The sequence below is a fragment of the Leptolinea tardivitalis genome, from assembly GCF_001050275.1.
Lineage (GTDB): Bacteria > Chloroflexota > Anaerolineae > Anaerolineales > Anaerolineaceae > Leptolinea > Leptolinea tardivitalis.
On the sequence record NZ_BBYA01000003.1, the window covers coordinates 100,611 to 120,605 of the forward strand.

The following is a 19,995-nucleotide window of genomic DNA, read 5'->3' on the forward strand; positions in this document are numbered from 1 at the left end:
ATGTCCGATTCTGCCGCAATGGATGCCGTGGAACGCTGCCCCTGGCCTTTCCGTGAACCAATGTTGACCTACCATGATACCGAGTGGGGAACCCCGGTGCATGATGATCGGAAACTCTTCGAGTACTTCGTACTTGACGGCGCCCAGGCCGGATTGAACTGGGAGATCATCCTCAAGAAGCGTGAAGGGTACCGCAACGCGTTTGCCAATTTTGAACCGGCTGTTGTTGCCAGGTACGATGCCACCCGGGTGGAAGAACTGTTGCTCAATCCGGATATTATCCGCAACCGGCGCAAAGTCGAATCGGCAGTTAACAATGCGCAAAAATTTCTGGAAGTCCAGCAAGAGTTTGGCAGCTTTGATGCCTTTTTCTGGAGTTTTGTGGATGGAAAAACCATCCAGAATCAGTTCAAAACGACAGCCGAGATCCCGGCTGTCACACCGGAGGCGGAAAAAATGAGCAAAGCTCTTGTGGAGCGCGGCTTCAAATTTGTCGGGCCTACCATCTGTTATGCCATCATGCAGTCGGCCGGTCTGGTAAACGACCATCTGGTAACCTGTTTCCGGCATGCCGAGCTGTCAAAATGAGCGGTCCGCTGTACGAATCGATTTACCGGCTTGTCCGGCAGGTGCCCCCCGGGAAGGTGGTTACCTACGGGCAGGTGGCCCGTGTGGTGGGCGGTTGTTCCGCCCGCATGGTGGGGTTTGCCATGGCTGCGTTGCAGGAAGGCATGAATGTTCCCTGGCAGCGGGTGATCAACGCTAAAGGGCGCATCAGCCCGCACGGCTTTGGGTATGGATCTGCTTTGCAGAAGCAGCTGCTCGAAGAAGAAGGTATTATTTTCCGGCCGGACGGTTCCATTGATTTTGATGTGTACGGCTGGCTGCCAGCTGAATCTTTCTATCGGGAGGAATGATTCCATGCCAGATGGTAGTTCGCATGGATTGGATGCCCCGGCAGCCCGTCAGGCTGTGGTGGGATGCTGGCTGCGAAATGACCTGACTCGTGCTGCCGCCCTGGCCCGCCGTTGGACGTCGGATGAACCCGGCAATCTGGAAGCCTGGATTGTGCTGGCGGAAACCTGCACCCGTCAACGGTATGCTGAAGAAGCCTTGCTGGCTCTGCAAAAAGCCGCTGAAATAAATGGCAACCACCCGTTATTCTGGCGGGCATTATGCCTGTCTGCTCTGCAGGCGGGGGCTTTCTACACAGCGCACGGCGCTGTGGCCGCCGCCCGTTATACCGCCATCCGGCCGGAGATGCTGGCCGAAATGGAGAAATGGTTGCGGGAAAGCGGTCTGGTGGACACGCGCGGAAATTTCCTGCGGCCGGCTGCCAGCGAAGACGGCTGGCAGGACCTGGTCCCCCGATTGTGGCAGCTGAATCGTGAAGATATCCGGTTATGCTGGGGAAGCCTGCGAGGCCGTATACTGGTCTATCCGTTGGATTACGCCGCCCCGGCGGCCGCTTTTGCAGCCGGTGAAGGACCGGATGCCTGGTTTCGGTTCCCGGCGGTCATCGAGAAACTCTCACGCACATATGAAACCACTTTTTTACACGTGGTTCCCCCGCCCGAAATCTTCAATCCCTTCCAGGCATATTTCCTTCAGGCGGCATTGCACCTGTGCGGTTTTTTCCCGTTGCAGATTTCTTCGCAAAAATGGATCAGTCAGACACCGGTGGGGGCACTGGAAATCCATGTGTTTGGCAGTCGTCATTTTTGCAGCATTGAAAATGATGCCCTGGTGGCTTTCCTGTGTTCCTTCCTGCCGCATGTATTCAATGGGCGCATCACATTGACCGGTCCCAATACTGACCTGGAAGCTGCGCTACCCTGGCTGACCCGGATATAACCGGCCCACAGAATACCAGAATCAGGGTGTGTTAGAATCTCCATCCTCTAAGGTTGAAGACTATGAAAACCAATAAAATCTTATTATGCTTTATGCTGGTTCTTACAGCCTGTACTCAGGCTGTATCACAAACGACACCCACACCCTCTATTCCTACATCGACACCTACGCCGGGTCTCCCAACGCCCATCGTGCAAACCACGCGGCAGCCGGAAGTTGAAGCGGCGGTCAGAGCTTATCTGGATGCCTGGAAATCATTTGATCATGCAGCCATGTACACATTGATCTCCAAAGAGGCACAGGCAGGTACCTCGGCGGATGATTTCACCAAACTGTATGCCGATACAGAAAATGCCCTTACATTGATGTCTGTTGATTATTCCATTGGCGCCACCAGTGCACGAAAAGGTGAATCTTCCGCTGGTGTCCGGTTGACGTATAAAACCAACCTGTTCGGTGAATTTGTCCGTGATGAGACGTTCAACCTGTTGTTGGAAGATGGACAGTGGAAAGTCAAATGGCATGATGGTCTGATCATGCCTGAGATGGGTGGAGGAAACCGGCTGCGGGTTGAGTACACTATCCCTGAACGGGCCAATATTTATGACAGCACCGGAGTGCCCCTGGCCGCACCTACCAAAGTGGTGGCGCTGGGCATCATCCCCGGAAAAATAAACCAGTTTACTGAAGAAGCCCAGAATACCCTGCTTTCCACACTGACAGGGAAAAAATGGGAAGATATTTATAATGCTTACCAGGGGGCGGCAGCAGACTGGTATATACCCATTGGCGAAGCCACTGTGGAAAGTGTGGAGAGTAATAAAGCTCAATTGAAAGCTTTTCCCGCCATTGTCGCTTCTACGTTTGATACCCGTTACGCGTATACAACCCGCGGGCTTTATTATGACCGTGGTATTGCCCCGCAGGTTGTAGGGTATGTGCAGGCTATTCCCAGTGACCAGTTGGCGTTCTACAAACGGCAGGGTTATCAGGGAAATGAAATGGTTGGAGTCGCCGGACTGGAAAAGTCACAGGAAAAATACCTGGCAGGTTCTCACGGAGCGTCGCTTACTCTGATCAATGCCCAGGGACAGGCAATATCCCGTCTTGCCCAGGTGGAATCCCAACCGGCGCAAAACATCACCACCACACTGAATTCCGATCTGCAAATCAAATTGCAGCGATCCTTCCAGAATTTTAAGGGCGCCATTGTGGTGTTGGAGCGTGATACCGGCCGGGTGATTGCCATGGTTTCTTCACCGGGTTATGACCAGAACCGATTTATGGCAACCAATCCGAATAATGAAAACGGTGTACTGCTGAATGACTTGTTGAAAAATGCAGACCAACCGCTGCTCAATCGTGCTGCACAGAGCAGTTATCCGCTCGGTTCTGTATTCAAAATCATCACTATGGCGGCAGCCCTGGAAACGGGTGTTTTTACCAACGATTCCACCTATGACTGCCAGTCTGATTTCCGTGAATTACCCGATGTGGTGCTGGATGACTGGACGAAAGCCAAAGGATACCCACCCAGCGGTGTGTTGAACCTTTCCGGCGGGCTGATCCGCTCTTGCAATCCGTGGTTCTACCATATTGGTCTAGAACTTTACCGGCAGGGATATAACCGGGCCGTTTCTGATATGGCCCGCGCCTTTGGACTGGGCAGTGCCACAGGTATTGGACAAATTGCGGAGGATGCCGGGAATATCCCTGATCCACAAAGCGAAGGCGATGCCGCCCAACTGGCCATCGGGCAGGGTGCCACACTGGTCACCCCGTTGCAGGTAGCCCGGTTTATCGCAGCTGTAGGCAATGGCGGCACCCTTTACAAACCGTCACTTATTGAAAAGATTACTCTTCCAGACGGAACCCCCACGTATACATTCCAGCCAGAAAGCACCGGAACATTACCGGTCAGCCCGGAACACTTGAAGACCATTCAGGAAGCCATGAAAGGGGTGATTTACAGCAAGAAACCGCTGGGAACCGCCCGCAAAGCACTGGCGGCGCTGCCGTATGCTCTGGCAGGAAAGACCGGCACTGCCACCACCTCTGATGGTAACCCCCATGCCTGGTTTGGTGGTTATACGGATAATGACAATAACGCCAAACCGAATATTGCTGTGGCCATCATTATGGAAAATGGCGGAGAAGGTTCTGAAGTAGGTGCGCCCCTTTTTGACCGTGTGGTCAGCCTGTATTTTAGCGATGGTCAGAGCGCCGGCGATCTGTTGCCGTGGGAATCTCGCGTGTACAAACTGGCGGATAACACCGCCACTCCCACCCCAACGATGACGCCGACCGTTACTAAGACACCGGCACCATAAACCAGACTGTTCGATCGAGCAGATGGAACTTACGTTTTTACCACTGGGACTGCCGGGACACATCTTCCGCAGTCCCATGCCGTTTGGGTATTATGATCCAACCGGCCAGGTGTATCAGGCCTATCATGCAAATGAGATTAATACTGTGGTGATGCTGGTGCCTGATGCCGAATGCTGGATTTATGCCGGGCAGAACCTTCGTCTCAGGTATGAACAGGATGGGCTGGGTGTGATCCACCTTCCCATGAAGGATTATCAGGGTATTGAGCTGCCACGGTTGGTTGCTGCCGTCGATAAAGCCCTGGCACTGGCAGCGAAAGGGCAAAACCTGGCCGTTCATTGCCATGCCGGTTTGGGACGTACCGGCCTGTTTGCCGCCTGCCTGGCACGCCGTCAGCTTGGCCTTTCAGCGGATGAGGCCATCCGCTGGATCCGCGATCTGGTGCCGGGTTCCGTTGAGTCAGACGAGCAGGAGCGGGTCATCCGAAGATTCCCTTCGAAGAAACCTTCCCGGGCTGGGAGAAAAAATGATGACCAAAGATGAGATTGAGGCGGCCGTCAGAAAGGAATATGACCTTTGGGTTGACCTGATTTCGCGGATGGGTATGTTTGGAGTGGAGAAACCGATTTCACCATCGAATCTCTCCTTTAAAGATGAGCTGGCTCACCTGCGAACCTGGCAGGAAATCACCATTGTCCGTTTGGAAGCGGGATGGCAGAACAAAGAACCGGTTTTACCCTCATGGGCAGAGAAATATAACAATGATTCTGATGAAGAGCTGGACAGGATCAATGCCTGGATTTTTGCTCAAAATAAAAGTCGGTCGTATGAAGATATCTATCGCGGTTGGAATGATGGATGTCAAAAAGTTATTAGTATGGTTGGAAAGATACCTGAAAGTAATTTCTTTAGATTGTCCCAATTTCCCTGGCTGGATGGATATTCATTGCAGGATGTTGTAACCTGGTCGTTGGCACATTATGAAGAACACCGTGAATCAATTGAAGAACGGTTGAAAATCCAGTGAAAATAAGCAGGATCTCTGCTCATTGCATAATAAATACTACATATAAAACTTCAGGCAATCTTCCCGTAATACTCCGGGGACGACTTCAATTTGAACAGGCGATTGCGCGATGATCTCAGCCGAATCCACCAGGATGCGTTCCCGACCTGGAGCGGCTGTCTCTTTTATGGATGCTCCATAAACCAGTGTGGTGATATTGGCCCAAACCGCCAGTGACGAACACATCGGGCAGGGTTCACAGGTGGACACCAACACGGCTCCGCACAGGTTGGCGTCTCCCAGAATCCGGCAGGCCTGCCGGATGGCGTTCACCTCGGCATGCAGGCTAGGGTCTTTTTCTGTTCCGGCCGTATCATGCGCCGCTGCCAGTACTTTTCCACCAAACCAAAGGATGGCACCATACCCTTTATTACCTTCCTGTCGGGAAACCTGTGCTTCTGAAATGGCCAGGCGCATAGCCTTTTCAAAATCAAACCGGATGATGCTTTCACGGCAGATGGCCGCATGTGGACGGATCTCTTCATAACTGCGAACGAAACGCAGCTCTGGATCCATCTGCGAGATGAATACCTGGGTTGATTTTTCATAAGCCTTACGGCACACCCGGCGGGTATCCAGATTTAATTGCTGGCAGGCGGTCAGGGTCGGGCAGGGATTTTGTGAAGCCCATGTGATTTCCTCTTCCGATTCAGAGAGGATCGGAAGGTCATTTTTATCCAGCCCCATATAATCGAAGAACAGGGTTTCAAAAGCCTTCCGCGGCGTGATCGGCCTGTCCTTTTTCAGCTGTTCATGGTCAGACCACCATTTCAACCGTTTTTCCGTGACGGCTTTTTCAATCTCTCGCAACGATTTTGATTGCAATCGCTCTAATTGTTTCGTCACCTGCGTTTGAAAAGTGTCCATGATTGTTTTAAGTTTTTCTAAAGATAAAACTTGTCATGTCACCGGTGTACCAGGTTCTTTGATGGGTGGACGATATTTCCTCCAATCCATTTTCAGCAGCCTGCATTTTTGCCCACTCTGGTGAATATCCGCCACGTGAGTCAGGTTCTCTCAAAATGATCAGTCCACCAGGAGCTAATTTGCAGCATAGAGTCTGAAAAACCCTGGAGCGTTCTTCAGGGGGAATATCATGCAGAACGAAATGAATAAAAACAATCTGCTGAGATTCGTCTGAAACAGGGACATCCCAAATAGCCCCCTGTAAAAGAGTTACCTTCGAGACTTCATCTACAACCTTACGGGTAACATCCAACCAGCGAGATGAGATATCAACGCAAGTCAGATGACCCTGTTGTGATATTTTCTTTGACAACATCCGGCTGCAAACACCAGATCCCGAACCGAATTCCAGAATATTCTCATTACCCTTAATGGGTAATGAGTCAATATACTCCTTATAAAAATCAGTAATAAAACTTCCCAGAAATCGGGTAATAAAGATCCTGAAATTGGTTGGTTCGAAAGTGGACATTCTTGTTCAAAAAGCTTATTTTTTCAATTGTCGGGCCAGCTCTTCGCGGACAACCTGTGGATTGGCTTTTCCACCGGCCATGCGCATCACCTGACCGAAGAACCAGTTAGCCACAGTCTCTTTACCGTTGCGATAACTTTCCAGTTCACCGGGATTATCCTGAATGGCTTTGGCCACCAGAGCGGCAATCTGACCTGGATCGGAAGTTTGCTGCAATCCTTTTTCCTTGATGATCTCACCGGCCGAACCGCCTTTTTCCAGCAGAGTGGCCAGAATTACCTTTGCTGTAGCGGCGTTAACCTCCCCTTTGGTCAGGCGAATGAGTAGATCTGCCAGAATGGCCGGGGTGACACGCAGAGATTCGAAGGCTTCTCCTGTGCGGTTCAGGTAGGCATATACTTCACCCAGAATCCAGGCAGCCACTGTTTTCCCGGGGACGTCTTTTGCCGCTGCAAGAGTATTCTCAAAATACTGCGCCACTGTAATATCGGCGGCCAGCAGAGTGGCATCGGCGGCGGTTAGATTGAAATTGTTCTGGTAGCGTTGAGCTCGAGCACGCGGTAGTTCCGGTAGTGTGGATTGCACCCGGTGAACCCAGTCTGCATCAACCACCAGCGGCGGCAGGTCTGGTTCGGGGAAGTAGCGGTAGTCATGGGCATCTTCTTTGCTGCGTTGAGTATACGTGCAGTTATTGGTGTCATCCCAACCCATGGTTTCCTGCGAAACGGTTCCCCCGCTTTCCATGATTTTGATCTGGCGGTCGATCTCATACGCCAGACCGCGTTCCATAGCCCGGAAGCTGTTAAGGTTCTTGATTTCCACCCGGTTGTTCAGCACATCGGTTCCGGCCTCACGGACGGAAACATTGGCTTCAAACCGGATGACGCCTTTTTCCATATCTCCAGAATTGACGCCCAGTGCGCGCAAAATACCACGCAGAGTGGTGGCATACGCCCGGGCTTCTTCTATCGAGTGGATGTCTGGTTCAGTGACAATCTCCAGAAGGGGAACACCGCAGCGATTAAGGTCAACCAGAGAATAATTCTCCGTGTCGGTAACCACATGGGTCAATTTACCGGTGTCTTCTTCCAGATGGGCGCGGCGGATGCGAATGGCTTTTTCACCCTTAGATGTATCCACTACAAGCAGTCCATCGGAAGCAATGGGGTGTTCATACTGGGAAATTTGATACCCTTTTGGAAGATCGGGGTAAAAATAATTTTTACGGTCAAACAGACTGGTGTTATTAATGGTGCAACCCAGAGCCAGACCGACGCGCATGGCATATTCCACCGCCTGCCGATTCACCACCGGTAGAACACCGGGCATACCGGCACATACCGGGCAGACAGTGGTATTGGGTTCCGCCTGGGTGGAATCGACCACCCGGCACGAGCAGAACATTTTGGTATTTGTTGCCAATTCGGCATGTACTTCTAGTCCAATAACAATTTCGTATTCCATGCGTGTCAATTTCCTGTCTGGTATTATCCAAGCCGGCGCATGAATTTCTCCATGCGTTCAAGAGCCTGTTCAATTTTTTCATAAGCAGTGGCATAACTGGCGCGGCAGTAGCCCTCACCTCCGGCCCCGAAGGCTGTTCCGGGAACCATGGCCACACGTTCTTCGGAGAGAAGCCGGTTGGCAAATGTATCTTCGTCCATACCAGATATTGATACATTCGGGAAGGCATAGAATGCTCCGTGCGGTTCGACAGTTTTCAACCCGAGCTGATTAAACCCACTCACGATCAACTGGCGGCGGCGGTCATATTCGTGAACCATGTCCTGTACATAGGTTTCGGCTTTAAGAAGGGCTTCTGTGGCGGCATCCTGCGCGGTGGTGGGCGCTGACATGATGGTGTATTGGTGAACACGCAGCATGCCTGTCAGGATTTCTTCCGGTGCGCAGGCGAAACCGATACGCCAGCCGGTCATGGCGTAATCTTTGGAAAAACCACCCAGAAGAATAGTCCGTTCCCGCATTCCAGGAAGGGAGGGGAAACAAACATGTTTTACCCCGTAAACCAGGCGGTCATAAATTTCATCAGACATGACGATGAGATCATGCTTTTCGGCCAGTTTGCCGATTTCGATAAGCGTTTCGCGGCTGGCCACAGCGCCTGTGGGATTGTTAGGAAAACCCAGCAGAATGGCCTTTGTGCGTGGGGTGATGGCGGCAGCGATGGCCGCCGGTTTCAGGTCAAAGTTATCTTCCGCTTTGAGCGGCACTTCCACCGGCACACCACCCGCCAGCAGCACTTCACTCTGATAAGCGACAAAGCAGGGGGTGGGAATGATAACTTCATCACCCGGGTTAAGTATGGCGGTGCAAGCCAGATATAGGGCTTCGGAGCCGCCTACTGAAATTAAGACCTCTTTTTCTGGATGATAGGAAACTCCATAGAGATTTTCCCATTTCTGTGTCAGTGCTTTGCGTAATTCAATCTTGCCTGAATTGGAGGTGTAATGAGTCTCACCAGCATGCAGCGACCTCACTCCAGCTTCGAGGATGGGTAATGGTGTGGTGAAATCAGGCTCGCCAATGCCGAGCGAGATCACATCTTTCATGGTGGCAACAATATCAAAAAATTTTCGAATGCCAGAGGGTTTAAGGTTGGCTACGCGGGTACTTAAATAGGATTTACTTGTCTGAGTTGTTTCCATGTTGTATCGTCCACACCTGTTCTATTTCGTCATATGCAAGATTGAATTGATTTTGATCCTGGTCGAGAATGATATATTCGTAACCCTGCGGAGTGCGAGTCTCGCAAACAATTCTCAAAACCTCATGCTGTTGGTTGTTAAGGATGAAACGAAGGGGTCTTTCAGGGTACCGCTGACTGGCCAGGCATTCAACCCTGGTCTCTATTCCATAGCCCAGGATGAATCTCCTAAATTTAATCTGGCTGCCTGGCCTTGCAGTTGAACATGCCGCCCAAGCAGCGAATCTTCAAGAACCATTTGTTGAATTTGTGTACCTTTTTCAACAATCGAGTTCTTCAAAATGACATTGCGTACCTGGCAATTGGCATCCATTGACACGTTTGGACCAATGACAGAATTCTCCACAATGGCAGATGGATGAATAAAAACAGGAGGGATGATACACAGACCATCCCGCTTGCGGGCGTCTGATGTGTTGTCGTGACCATGTTCAAGTAGATACTGGTTGGTTTCCAACAGGGATTGGGGTGTACCGGCGTCAAGCCAGATGTCCAAACGGCTTGGACGGATCTTTGCACCTTTTTCCAGCAAAATATTGATGGCATCTGCCAGAAAATATTCGCCCTTAAGCATAATGCTGCGGTTCATCTGTTCCTTGATTGCTGCGATTAAATCTTCACCGCGCTTGAAATAGTAGAACCCGACGAGTGCCAGATTGTTAGACATTTCCTGCGGTTTTTCCACCAGATGATGCACCCAATCTTGATCATTGACCTCGGCTACACCGAACCGGCGTGGATCGGGAACAGGTTTTACCCAGGCGGCTCCATCAATTTGATCATCTGCCAGCACGTCGAAATTTGTTTCGATGAGCGTGTCGGAAAAAGTCATCAACATCGGACCATGAAGATACTCCCTGGCCAGGTACATGGCGTCTGATTGACCGCGCATATGTTCCTGCACAACATAATTGACTGTTTTTTCCGGGTGAGTAACTTCCATGTATTCCTGAACCTGTTCCAACTGGTTCGGACCGACAATCAATACATATTCAGGAGAATATTTTTCAGGAAGCGGTGTGAATTGTTCCAGAACATAATCAAGGACTGTTTTACCAGCCAGACCGATCAGGGGTTTCGGCTTGCTATACGTATGCGGGCGCATTCGCGTCCCAAGACCGGCCATAGGTATGACGATTTTTATGGTTGTCGACAAGTCTCTTCTCCCAGGTAGGTTTAAATGATTTTATCACTGCTTTCCCTTGCGTTCCTGCCTGGAAAAAGGAATGATTGTATTGAGATTTCTTTTGAAATATGATGATGTTACCTGATATTAAAACCGAAAGGAGAAAAATAACTTGAGAAACTTGCGACTTTTCATCCTCGGTTTTTCAATTCTTTTCATATCACTGTCATGTGTAACCCTCATGGGAGGTTCAAAAGAAAACGAGGAAACAGCCGTGAAACCTACCCGAACCTCCAATCTACCGGTACCAAAAGCCAGCGGATTGATTACAAAAGTAACCATGGCACGCGGGGCTACAGATGATAATTTTGATCCGGTTGATCCAACCTTAGAATTTGATCCATCTGAAACCATTCATGCGGTCGTGGCTGTAAAAAAAGCACCGCCAAAAACCAACTTCAGGGCAGATTGGTATATTACCGATGTGGGTGATCCGAAAGCTGTAAACTTCTTAATTAATTCAACAGCCACTGTTCAAGCCGGGTCCGGCAACCTTGATTTCACCCTCTCACCTAAAAAGAAGTTCTCACCGGGTTTGTACCGGGTGGAACTGTATATCAATGATGAATTGGATCAACTGGTTGAGTTCAAAATAGTGGAAAGTCAGTAAGTGTTGTGCTTACGGTGTTTATACATACAAAATAGAGTCCTGAGAAATCAGGACTCTATTTTGTATCCATATATGATTAAGCCGATTATAGTGTTGGGCTTTTCCGGTGCCAATCTGTAACCTGCTGATAGGCGTGCCCGGCTTTAAACAATGCATCTTCTTTGAAATGCGGACCCATCAATTGCATACCCACAGGCATATTCTGGCTGTCAAAACCGCAGCAAAAAGCCAGCCCGGGAACACCGGCGAGGTTGGCGGGCAGGGTGAAAACATCTTCCAAATACATGGCCAGAGGGTCTTCGGTGTGAACCCCGCGTTTGAAAGCTGTAGTTGGAGCAATGGGGGCGGCGATCATATCCACTGATTCAAATACTTTTTCAAAGTCTTGCTTGATCAGAGTGCGGACTTTTTGCGCCTGTCCATAATAGGCATCGTAATATCCGGCAGAAAGTGCATACGTTCCAAGCATGATTCGCCGTTTGACTTCTGAACCAAACCCTGCACCGCGAGATTTTTTGAACATTTCGATATTGCTTTCCGTTGGTACGCGCAGACCGAAACGGATGCCATCGTAGCGTGCCAGGTTGGCGCTGGCCTCTGCCGGGGCGATCAGATAATACACTGGCAGGGCATATTCGGTGTGTGGCAGGCAGACCTCTTTGATCTCGGCGCCCATTTCGGCAAACCGGGCAATGGCCGCCCTGACGGTCTGCTCTACTTCAGGTTGAATACCTTTGATAAAGTATTCCTTTGGAACACCGATGCGAAGTCCGCGCAGGTCAGTGCGACTATCCAGTTGAATCTGTGGTACAGGAACATCCATGGTGGTGGCATCACGGGGATCATACCCGGCCATGACCTCAAAGATCAGGGCGGCATCTTCTACAGTGCGTGTCAGCACACCGGCGGAATCCAATGAAGAACCATAGGCGATCAGACCGTACCGGCTGACCCGGCCGTATGTAGGTTTAATACCCGTAACACCGCAAAATGAGGCTGGCTGACGGACACTGCCGCCAGTGTCGGTCCCCAGAGCTGCCGGGGTGAAACGGGCTGCTACAGCTGCTGCGCTTCCGCCACTCGATCCACCGGGGACACGTTCCAGATCCCAGGGATTTCGGGTGGTGAAATAAGCCGAATTTTCAGTAGATGAACCCATGGCGAATTCATCTGTATTCGTTTTTCCCAGAATGACAACTCCTGCTTCCTGCAGTTTATGGACACAGGTGGCGGTGTGAACGGGAACAAAATTTTCCAGAATTTTCGAACCGCAGGTGCAGCGGATGCCTTCAACCGTCAATACATCTTTGACTGCGATGGGCAACCCCAGAAGCCTGGGAATAGCTGAACCATTTCGTTTCAATTCTTTACGTTTTTCATCGGCTGTTTGGGCTTGTTGAAGGGCAAGTTCTGGTGTACGGGTAAGAAATGCCAGAACAGAGGGTTCAAGAGCATCAATTCTCTCAAGGATTGCCCGGGTCAATTCAAGGCTGCTGCATTCACCTGCATTAAGGGCATGCATAGCCTCAGTTACTGTGAGATCAGTCAATCGATTCATTGGGGTCCTTCTAGAGCCGGAGGCACCTTGAACTGATCTTTCTCTGATTGAGGTGCATTCTTTAATAATTTGTCCGTCGGCAGAGATTCTACAGGAACATCATCGCGGAAACGGCTGCGAGCGGGCAAAACACTGGAGGTCGGGGGAATCTGACTGGTATTCAGTTCTTTCAATCGGTCGGCATATTCAAGGATCGAAGAAAGCTGTTGTTGGTACCGCTCGATCTCATTATCAGATAGTTCAAGCCGGGCCAATTTGGCAATGTGGATTACTTCTTCGCGTGAAAGTGACATGACCGGATTATATCAAAGGAAGCGAGATTCATACTTGATTTTTGTTAAACAATCGCTATACTCGTTAATACGATATATATAGTCTTATAAGTAGTATTTCGAGTAGAAAGGAGTTCAAATGAATAAATGGAAGAAACACCTGGTATTCTCCGCTCTGGCTTTTATTTTGGCTATTGGAGTGGTACCGGTAATGAACGTTCAGGCTTCCGGTATGCCTGATAACTCTCCACCATCAGGAAATCCTGATTCCTTGCTTATCCCGGGGAATCCGACAGGTAAAGAGCAGGTTATTTATGACCAGGTCAATACTACCACGGCAGATGAGAAACGGGCTTTTGGCGGAGATCAATATAGTGTTGGTAAATTTGAACGTCCATTTGATAAAGACATGAATTATCTACCCTACCTTGATATCATCAAATCGACTATGCAGAGGGATGATCCAAACTTCATCTATGCCACCATACAATTAGCCGTTCCAGTAGCAACATCTGAGAATGAACCGGTTTTGTATGGATTGGAATTGGATACCAACTCTGACGGGCGTAGTGAATACCTGTTACTTGCGCAGAAGCCCGTCAGTACTGACTGGTCGGTCGCCGGCGTTAACGTGTGGAAAAGTTCGAGCGCAGAACTGGCTCTGACTGGGAATGACAAGGTCATTCCGGTGACCGGATCACTCGGTTTTGATACCAATCTATTTGATTCCGGTAAAGGAACAGATACCAGCCTTGCCTGGGTACGACTGGATCCGAACAAACCGGATACCGTTCAATTGGCTTTTAAAAATTCCCTGGTAGGTGGCATGAAGGGCAGGTTTGTCTGGCGTCCGGTGACGGATGGCGCCTCTTTTGCATCCACCCTTTATGATTTGAATGTAAGCTTTACACTTGAACAGGCCGGTTCTCCATTAAAAGACAGTCAATACTACCCGCTCAAGGAAGTTTATGCTGTGGATAATACATGCCGGGTGGCTTCAGGATATGATGCCACTGGTTATGAGCCAGGTCTATGTCCACTTCCTCCACCGCCAGAAAAACCGGATAAACCCAAATCGAATCCGGCTCCCAGACAACCTCCACCTGACATCATCGGTTAATTTGAAAAAGAACAAAAATAAAAGCCTCTCACGAAAGTGAGAGGTTGTTTATGGTATGGTTTTTGTTTACTTAAAATTATAGGTCTTGAATTTCAATCTGACTCGCCCTATAGTGAATGTACCAACGATGCCTGGTCAATGTTTCTCTTTTCCTGTTGTGTGGAGGAAAAATGAACAGGGCGTGGTGTTTTGTTCGTTTGTTCTTGATGATGTCTGTTTTCTTCACATTGGTTATTACGGCTTGCAATCTTCCGTTAACTCCTGTAAAAAAATCAACAACCCTTCCGCCAACCAACATTCCAATAAACCAACCAACTGAACAACCGACAACCGTATCACCGACCGTTCAGGCTCATATTCTTCTACCTATCTCTCATACTGGTCAGGCTCAGACTATTCATGACCAGGATAATAAGAAATACGCCAACCAGAAGAGAGCTTATGGTGGAGACGAATATCTTAAAGGACGGTTTGAACGGCCGTTTGACAGGAACATGACTTACCTGGGTTACCTGGATATTATCAAATCCACCATGATCCGTAATGATCCGAGTTTCATTTTTGTTACCATCCAGGTGGCCTCTCCTCTTGATTCGGCTGAAGAAAATCCGGCATATTATGGTCTTGAATTGGATTTGAATCTTGACGGCCGAAACCGATATCTGATTCAGGGAACACAGCCGTTATCTGAAGATTGGACTGTCGATGGGGTGGATGTGTGGGAGAGTACATCATCTGAAATCCCCCTGGCACAATCGAATACCGGAATTCCTGTAACCGGAACGGTTGGTTTTGATGTCAGTCTCTTGAAATCTGGCAAAGGGGATGATATTGACCTTGCCTGGATCAGAAAGAGCCCTGGTCTGGCGGATACGATTGAAATTGCTTTCAAGAATACACTGGTGGGTGGAGAAAAGGGTAAATTCATCTGGCGTCCGTTTACCGATGGTGCTCCTTTTGAACCATTGTTTTATGACCTGCAAACCAGTTTTTCCCTTGAACAGGCAGGCTCTCCATTAATCGAAGACGCCAATTATCCATTGAAAGCGGTCTATGCTGTTGATAACACCTGCCGGGTTGCTTCCGGTTATACGGCAACTGGCCGCGAACCAGGAATTTGCCCGCAACCTGTTCCGCAGGTGGAACAGGAAGAACCTGAACAACAACAAGTACCTGAGAATCCTTTTGTACTTCCACCACCTTCCCACCGCTGATTATCAAGAATCAAGTAATTTTCTATTGGTTGAAAGTTTTATCTGGGAGGTACCCATGAGCTCTTGTAAATTGGTCTTCCAAGCAGGCATTCTGGTTTTACTGGTGATTGGCTGTGTTCCTGTGGCCGCCCCAATCCTTGAACCAACGGCGGAATCGAGCCCCACCAGCCTGCCGAAACAACCGGCAGCAACTTCCACTCCCGTCCCAACCATCATATCCATCAGGCCGGTGGAACCTTCCCCTCCGCCGCATGTCCTTATCCCGGGTGAGTACACCGGAAAGGAACAAACCATTCATGACCAGGTTTCAGAAAATTATGCCTCTCAAAAAAGGGCATACGGTGGTGATGAATTTTACGATGGGCGTTTTGAACGACCTTTTGACAGAGAAATGGGATACCTGGGGAACCTGGATATCGTCAAATCGACCATGGTCCGCACAGATCCAGAATTCATCTATGTCACCATTCAGGTAGCCTGGCCGGTCAATTCAGCCATTAATAACTCACCATATTACGGGTTGGAACTTGACTTAAATCGTGACGGACGGAACCTGTTCATGATCCGTGGATTGGGACCATTATCGGAAGAATGGACTACTGACGGTGTGGATGTCTGGAAGAGCACGTCAGCTGAACAGCCGTTGACAATCGCCTCGGATGGCGGCATTCCGGTGACAGGTGCACTCGGGTTTGATGTCAACCTTCTACATTCCGGAAGAGGCACTGATAATGATCTGGCCTGGATCCGTTTGAAGCCAGGATCAGATGATACTGTGGAAATTGCATTTAAAAATTCCATTGTTGGTGGAGAAAAGGGGAAATTCATCTGGCGGCCATTCACAGATGGCGCCCCATTCTCTGAAAGAGAATATGATTTACAGGTAAGTTATACCCTGGAACAGGCTGGCTCTCCGTATAAGGGCGAAGTAAATTATCCTCTCAAAGAGGTATACGCTGTTGATAATACCTGCCGGGTGGCTTCAGGATACGACGCTACTGGTTATGAACCAGGATTATGCCCGCTGCCACCGGCACCCGAACAACCTGATGAGAAGCAGCCGGTCGAATGTCGTAATCCGAATGGGGGACCATGCCGTTGAAATACCAGATACCTTAAGTAAAGGTGTCTGTATACGGGCGGATAATTAAACAAGCAGAAAAGAAGAAATCAGACAAACTTTCTTATGAATTTTCCTGAAGTTTGTTGATTATTGCTTGAATACTGTTTTACTTGGTTGTAAACTGATTTTGCATAATAACCATCAACATTGCATGGATTCAAGATGATCAAAGGAGGAGACGATCTCTATGAAACCGGTAAGAATGTTGACTGTATTATCGTTGATATTTAGTTTTGTTCTTATTTTTTCCCTTACCGCCTTCATTCTACCGGCGGAAAAATCACAGGATCCCGCGCCGGCCAACACCCCACAGGGAACGGCCGTTCCTGATGCCTCCGGAAAAAGCAAACACAAAGATATTCCCTCAACAGAACCCTGGGGTTCGGTTTTTCAAACGGTACATGACCAGACAAATGAGTTAACAGCCGATCAGAAACAGGCATATGGAGGAGATGATTTTAAGAACGGAAAGTATGAACGTCCGTTTGATCCTTCCATGAATTATCTGCCGGCCATAGATCTGAAGACAGTCAAACTGAATCGTGAAGACCCGGTCTGGATTTATGTTCAATTCATAGTTGCCAAATCGCTGTCGGTTAATCCAGACATCGATTCCAGATTTATGATGGAATTGGACACGAATCTGGACAGCCGGGGTGATATCTTAATCATTTTTGAAAAACCAGTCTCCACTGAATGGTCAACAGATGGTGTGATTGTGAAAACAGCTCCAGATGGAAATGTGGGTGGTATCCAGCCAGTTCATCCAGATGGAATCCGGTCAACCGGACGCGGTTATTATCAAGAAATATTTAATAATGGAAAGGGTGATGATAATGACCTAGCCTGGTCGCGGCTTTCAAAGAAGAATCCCGACCGGGTGGAATTGGCATTCAAGAACAAACTTACCGGCGGTTTCAATGGCAAATTTATCTGGCTGCCGTGGACAAATATTGGCATGTTGGATTGGTCCATCTTTGAATTTAACGACTTCTTTACTTTCGAAGAAGCCGGTAATCCAATAAAAGACAAATGGAATAATTATCCAATAAAGGCTATCTGGGGAGTGGATAATACCTGCCGGGAACCTTCTGGTTTTGTTCCTGAAGGAACCTTACCCGGATTATGCCTGAATTATGACCCAATGTACAATCTGCCTGATCAGGCCTGCACACCGTGCCCGGTTTTTTCGACTTGTCCACCGTGTCAGAAATGATTTGATGACGTGAATAATTAACCGGGGATGAGAAGTTCTTCTAAACATGTGTCATAATCTACCATTATGCACAAAATAACCTGTTCAGGCCGAATCAAGTCTGTATTCTATAGTGTGATGATTGGATACTTTCTGCTGGTGGAAGGGTGTTCCCCCATTCTGGCGCAGCAGGAAAGAGAATCCCGCAAGCCCAAAACTCCAACAGTTACATCTACACAACCGCCGATCAGTTTTACGATGACACCCATGATGGATCTCACGCCTGTGAGTGGTGTAACTCTATCAGATTTCAAGCCTGGCGATCCACACGGCACACCTCAGATTATCTATGACCAAACATGCGTTTCTACATCAGCAGAACACAAGGCACCGGGAGGTGACGACTATACACAGGGTCGTTTTGAACGACCTTTCGACAAGGAAATGAATTATCTTCCATCTCTGGATATTGTTCGCGCTGAACTGGTACGTTCTGGATATGGGTGGGATTATTTCACGATTGTGCTCGAAGCTGAACCAGCTTCTTCTCCGGTTGTTTACGGTCTTGAACTCGACTTGAATATTGACGGACGTGGAGATTTTTTGATTCAATTGCCTGCACCGACCTCCTCGACCTGGACAGAGACAGGCGTAAAAATGTTCTGGGATAGCGATGGAGATGTGGGCGGCAGAGTTATCAATCGAAGTGATCCACATGGATATAAAGGCAGCGGATTTGAATCCATCAAAATTGATGCAAATGCGGGAAAAACCCGGGGACAGATTTGGAGTCGTCTTATTTCTAATGGACTGCAGATTGCGGTAGCCGAAAATCTGACCGGCGGCAAAAATAGTAAATTCTCCTGGAAACCTTATACAGATGGTAATCCCTTTCCACCTACATGGTATGACATTGATGATTATTTCACAATGGAACAGGCTGGTTCAGCCATTGTCGGGGATCTGGATTATCCATTGAAAGCCGTCTATACTGTAGACAATACCTGCCGCGGACTTTCTGGTCTTACCCCATCAGGGAATGAACAGGGGGTTTGCCCACCTTGATATGAATCTTAAGCACTTGTAATTTTATCTTTTTCATCCTATATTGAATATTGACACATCCGAAGTCGCAGAATGACATCGGAAGATTAAGCTAACAATTTCGGTGTGTAGAAACCGATTTTCAACGCAAAATGGAGTTGCTGTAGATAAAAAATCGGTGTATTAAGGTAGGATTAACTGTAATTTTATGGCAAGTTAATTTCTAACTTAGTACTGTAAGAAAGCTCTACTGGATTCCTTTTGTTAAGAATTGGGAGGACTACACATGAAACAGTCGAAATTCAGTTTTTTGAGCGCAGCCGCTATCATCACACTACTTGTAATGGCCTTGGGGAGTTTCAGTCAGCCGGTAATGGCGGCTGATAGCGACCCAAATAAACCGGGTGATATTCCCACAATAAAAACCCAGACGGTTCATGATCAAACCAATGAGAAGACCGCCAAAGACAAGACGGCTTTCGGCGGGGATGTATTTGGACTCGGATGGTACGAACGACCATTTGACCAGAACATGGGTTATTTACCGTTCATGGATATTGCCAAAATCCTGATGAATCGTGAAGATCCTAACTGGGTTTATGTTCAGATGTTCATGGTGAATCCGTTATCTGAAGGAGATGCCAGCAAACCCCTGTATGGCATTGAAATGGATACAGACCTGGATAACCGTGGCGAATTTATTCTGCTGGCATCTACCCCCAAAGGCACCGAATGGTCCACTGAAGGTGTCATGATTATGTCCAACTCAGATAATAATATGGGCGGTATAAAACCGGTATTGCCTGATACAAAATTGTCTGATGCCAAAGGATATGACAAAGAAGTATTCAATTCGGGTAAAGGCGATGACCCGAATTTGGCCTGGGCCCGGATCTCGCCGAAAGATCCCAAATGCATCCAGTTTGCCTTCAAGAGTAGTTTTATTGGCGGGGCCAAAGGGAAATTCATATGGATGCCATGGGCCCTTGTGGGTGTTCAGGACCTGACCAAGTTTGAATTCAACGATAAATTTACCCGTGAAGAAGCCGGATCTCCGTTGAAATCAGATGGAGCAACTTATCCTTTGAAGTCCCTCTGGGGTGTGGATAATACAGCTCGTATCCCATCTGGATTTGTGCCTACCGGTAATATGCCAGGATTGGCAGAACCTTTCCAGATTAAACCTTAAAATTTCGTATTCCAGTAGGCCTGAAGAGAATCATTTCGGCCGCTGCCTGCAATACTAGGCAGCGGCCGGT

20 protein-coding genes are annotated in these 19,995 nt (G+C 48.6%); 13 read left to right on the forward strand and 7 right to left on the reverse strand.

Translation table 11 applies throughout. The annotated features are described in order from the left end of the window. The 6 genes from LTAR_RS03115 (at position 1) to LTAR_RS03140 (ending at position 5,212) form a co-directional block, all read left to right on the forward strand. On the forward strand, positions 1-588 hold the full coding sequence (locus LTAR_RS03115; protein WP_236686565.1) for a DNA-3-methyladenine glycosylase I: 588 nt from the start codon (positions 1-3) through the stop codon (positions 586-588). Beyond that, complete coding sequence (locus LTAR_RS03120; protein WP_062420707.1) at positions 585-917, forward strand: MGMT family protein; 333 nt, start codon at positions 585-587, stop codon at positions 915-917. The genes LTAR_RS03115 and LTAR_RS03120 overlap by 4 nt, the downstream gene beginning before the upstream one ends. Before the next feature lie 4 nt (positions 918-921). Then, positions 922-1,854 carry a tetratricopeptide repeat protein gene (locus LTAR_RS03125; RefSeq protein ID WP_062420708.1) on the forward strand — a complete coding sequence of 311 codons (933 nt, stop codon included), beginning with the start codon at positions 922-924 and terminating at the stop codon, positions 1,852-1,854. Positions 1,855-1,916: 62 nt separating this feature from the next. Further along, positions 1,917-4,184, forward strand: a complete 2,268-nt coding sequence (locus LTAR_RS03130; protein ID WP_062420709.1) for a penicillin-binding transpeptidase domain-containing protein — start codon at positions 1,917-1,919, stop codon at positions 4,182-4,184. Between the two features lie 22 nt (positions 4,185-4,206). Beyond that, on the forward strand, positions 4,207-4,728 hold the full coding sequence (locus LTAR_RS03135; protein WP_062420710.1) for a protein-tyrosine phosphatase family protein: 522 nt from the start codon (positions 4,207-4,209) through the stop codon (positions 4,726-4,728). Further along, on the forward strand, positions 4,712-5,212 hold the full coding sequence (locus tag LTAR_RS03140) for a ClbS/DfsB family four-helix bundle protein (protein ID WP_062420711.1): 501 nt from the start codon (positions 4,712-4,714) through the stop codon (positions 5,210-5,212). The genes LTAR_RS03135 and LTAR_RS03140 overlap by 17 nt, the downstream gene beginning before the upstream one ends. Positions 5,213-5,248: 36 nt before the next feature. Here the strand turns inward: LTAR_RS03140 and LTAR_RS03145 are convergent, their stop codons facing one another. The 5 genes from LTAR_RS03145 to LTAR_RS03165 form a co-directional block, all read right to left on the reverse strand. After that, entirely contained in the window at positions 5,249-6,118 is an 870-nt protein-coding gene (locus LTAR_RS03145; protein WP_062420712.1) for a nucleoside deaminase, read from the reverse strand. 7 nt (positions 6,119-6,125) lie between these two features. Next, positions 6,126-6,689: a class I SAM-dependent methyltransferase gene (locus LTAR_RS03150; protein WP_062420713.1), complete on the reverse strand. Its 564-nt coding sequence runs from the start codon at positions 6,687-6,689 to the stop codon at positions 6,126-6,128. 15 nt (positions 6,690-6,704) lie between these two features. Then, positions 6,705-8,162, reverse strand: coding sequence for an Asp-tRNA(Asn)/Glu-tRNA(Gln) amidotransferase subunit GatB (gene gatB / locus LTAR_RS03155; protein ID WP_139044396.1), 1,458 nt, complete (start codon positions 8,160-8,162; stop codon positions 6,705-6,707). Positions 8,163-8,176: 14 nt separating this feature from the next. Continuing rightward, positions 8,177-9,355 (reverse strand): pyridoxal phosphate-dependent aminotransferase, encoded by a 1,179-nt coding sequence (locus LTAR_RS03160; RefSeq protein WP_062420715.1) that lies wholly within the window; start codon positions 9,353-9,355, stop codon positions 8,177-8,179. Between the two features lie 201 nt (positions 9,356-9,556). Continuing rightward, positions 9,557-10,570 carry a sugar phosphate nucleotidyltransferase gene (locus LTAR_RS03165; protein WP_062420716.1) on the reverse strand — a complete coding sequence of 338 codons (1,014 nt, stop codon included), beginning with the start codon at positions 10,568-10,570 and terminating at the stop codon, positions 9,557-9,559. A gap of 244 nt (positions 10,571-10,814) precedes the next feature. Here LTAR_RS03165 and LTAR_RS03170 point away from each other — a divergent pair, with 244 nt between their 5' ends. Beyond that, the gene (locus LTAR_RS03170) at positions 10,815-11,210 is read left to right on the forward strand and encodes a hypothetical protein (RefSeq protein ID WP_139044397.1); all 396 of its coding nucleotides are present in this window, start codon (positions 10,815-10,817) and stop codon (positions 11,208-11,210) included. 85 nt (positions 11,211-11,295) lie between these two features. On the opposite strand, the gene gatA is transcribed toward LTAR_RS03170, so the two are convergent. Beyond that, a complete protein-coding gene (gene gatA, locus LTAR_RS03175) occupies positions 11,296-12,768 on the reverse strand; it encodes an Asp-tRNA(Asn)/Glu-tRNA(Gln) amidotransferase subunit GatA (protein WP_062420718.1) in 1,473 nt (490 codons plus the stop codon). Then, positions 12,765-13,061: an Asp-tRNA(Asn)/Glu-tRNA(Gln) amidotransferase subunit GatC gene (gene gatC, locus LTAR_RS03180; protein WP_062420719.1), complete on the reverse strand. Its 297-nt coding sequence runs from the start codon at positions 13,059-13,061 to the stop codon at positions 12,765-12,767. The genes gatA and gatC overlap by 4 nt, the downstream gene beginning before the upstream one ends. Positions 13,062-13,179: 118 nt before the next feature. On the opposite strand from gatC, the gene LTAR_RS03185 reads away from it, so the two are divergent. From LTAR_RS03185 to LTAR_RS03210, 6 genes are all read left to right on the forward strand, one after another. After that, a complete protein-coding gene (locus LTAR_RS03185; protein ID WP_062420720.1) occupies positions 13,180-14,160 on the forward strand; it encodes a hypothetical protein in 981 nt (326 codons plus the stop codon). A 170-nt stretch (positions 14,161-14,330) separates the two neighbouring features. Then, a complete protein-coding gene (locus tag LTAR_RS03190; protein ID WP_062420721.1) occupies positions 14,331-15,374 on the forward strand; it encodes a hypothetical protein in 1,044 nt (347 codons plus the stop codon). Positions 15,375-15,429: 55 nt separating this feature from the next. Further along, the gene (locus LTAR_RS03195; RefSeq protein ID WP_062420722.1) at positions 15,430-16,476 is read left to right on the forward strand and encodes a hypothetical protein; all 1,047 of its coding nucleotides are present in this window, start codon (positions 15,430-15,432) and stop codon (positions 16,474-16,476) included. Between the two features lie 208 nt (positions 16,477-16,684). Further along, positions 16,685-17,713 carry a hypothetical protein gene (locus LTAR_RS03200; RefSeq protein ID WP_062420723.1) on the forward strand — a complete coding sequence of 343 codons (1,029 nt, stop codon included), beginning with the start codon at positions 16,685-16,687 and terminating at the stop codon, positions 17,711-17,713. A gap of 117 nt (positions 17,714-17,830) precedes the next feature. Then, positions 17,831-18,757, forward strand: coding sequence for a hypothetical protein (locus LTAR_RS03205; protein ID WP_139044398.1), 927 nt, complete (start codon positions 17,831-17,833; stop codon positions 18,755-18,757). 265 nt (positions 18,758-19,022) lie between these two features. Next, complete coding sequence (locus LTAR_RS03210; RefSeq protein WP_062420725.1) at positions 19,023-19,925, forward strand: hypothetical protein; 903 nt, start codon at positions 19,023-19,025, stop codon at positions 19,923-19,925. Positions 19,926-19,995 lie beyond the last annotated feature (70 nt).

Coding starts and splice junctions, on each gene's coding strand:
- LTAR_RS03115 (WP_236686565.1), top strand. CDS start 1: ATGTCCGATTCTGCCGCAATGGATGCCGTGGAACGCTGCCCCTGGCCT.
- LTAR_RS03120 (WP_062420707.1), top strand. CDS start 585: ATGAGCGGTCCGCTGTACGAATCGATTTACCGGCTTGTCCGGCAGGTG.
- LTAR_RS03125 (WP_062420708.1), top strand. CDS start 922: ATGCCAGATGGTAGTTCGCATGGATTGGATGCCCCGGCAGCCCGTCAG.
- LTAR_RS03130 (WP_062420709.1), top strand. CDS start 1,917: ATGAAAACCAATAAAATCTTATTATGCTTTATGCTGGTTCTTACAGCC.
- LTAR_RS03135 (WP_062420710.1), top strand. CDS start 4,207: ATGGAACTTACGTTTTTACCACTGGGACTGCCGGGACACATCTTCCGC.
- LTAR_RS03140 (WP_062420711.1), top strand. CDS start 4,712: ATGATGACCAAAGATGAGATTGAGGCGGCCGTCAGAAAGGAATATGAC.
- LTAR_RS03145 (WP_062420712.1), bottom strand. CDS start 6,118: ATGGACACTTTTCAAACGCAGGTGACGAAACAATTAGAGCGATTGCAA.
- LTAR_RS03150 (WP_062420713.1), bottom strand. CDS start 6,689: ATGTCCACTTTCGAACCAACCAATTTCAGGATCTTTATTACCCGATTT.
- LTAR_RS03160 (WP_062420715.1), bottom strand. CDS start 9,355: ATGGAAACAACTCAGACAAGTAAATCCTATTTAAGTACCCGCGTAGCC.
- gatA (WP_062420718.1), bottom strand. CDS start 12,768: ATGAATCGATTGACTGATCTCACAGTAACTGAGGCTATGCATGCCCTT.
- gatC (WP_062420719.1), bottom strand. CDS start 13,061: ATGTCACTTTCACGCGAAGAAGTAATCCACATTGCCAAATTGGCCCGG.
- LTAR_RS03185 (WP_062420720.1), top strand. CDS start 13,180: ATGAATAAATGGAAGAAACACCTGGTATTCTCCGCTCTGGCTTTTATT.
- LTAR_RS03190 (WP_062420721.1), top strand. CDS start 14,331: ATGAACAGGGCGTGGTGTTTTGTTCGTTTGTTCTTGATGATGTCTGTT.
- LTAR_RS03195 (WP_062420722.1), top strand. CDS start 15,430: ATGAGCTCTTGTAAATTGGTCTTCCAAGCAGGCATTCTGGTTTTACTG.
- LTAR_RS03200 (WP_062420723.1), top strand. CDS start 16,685: ATGAAACCGGTAAGAATGTTGACTGTATTATCGTTGATATTTAGTTTT.
- LTAR_RS03205 (WP_139044398.1), top strand. CDS start 17,831: ATGATTGGATACTTTCTGCTGGTGGAAGGGTGTTCCCCCATTCTGGCG.
- LTAR_RS03210 (WP_062420725.1), top strand. CDS start 19,023: ATGAAACAGTCGAAATTCAGTTTTTTGAGCGCAGCCGCTATCATCACA.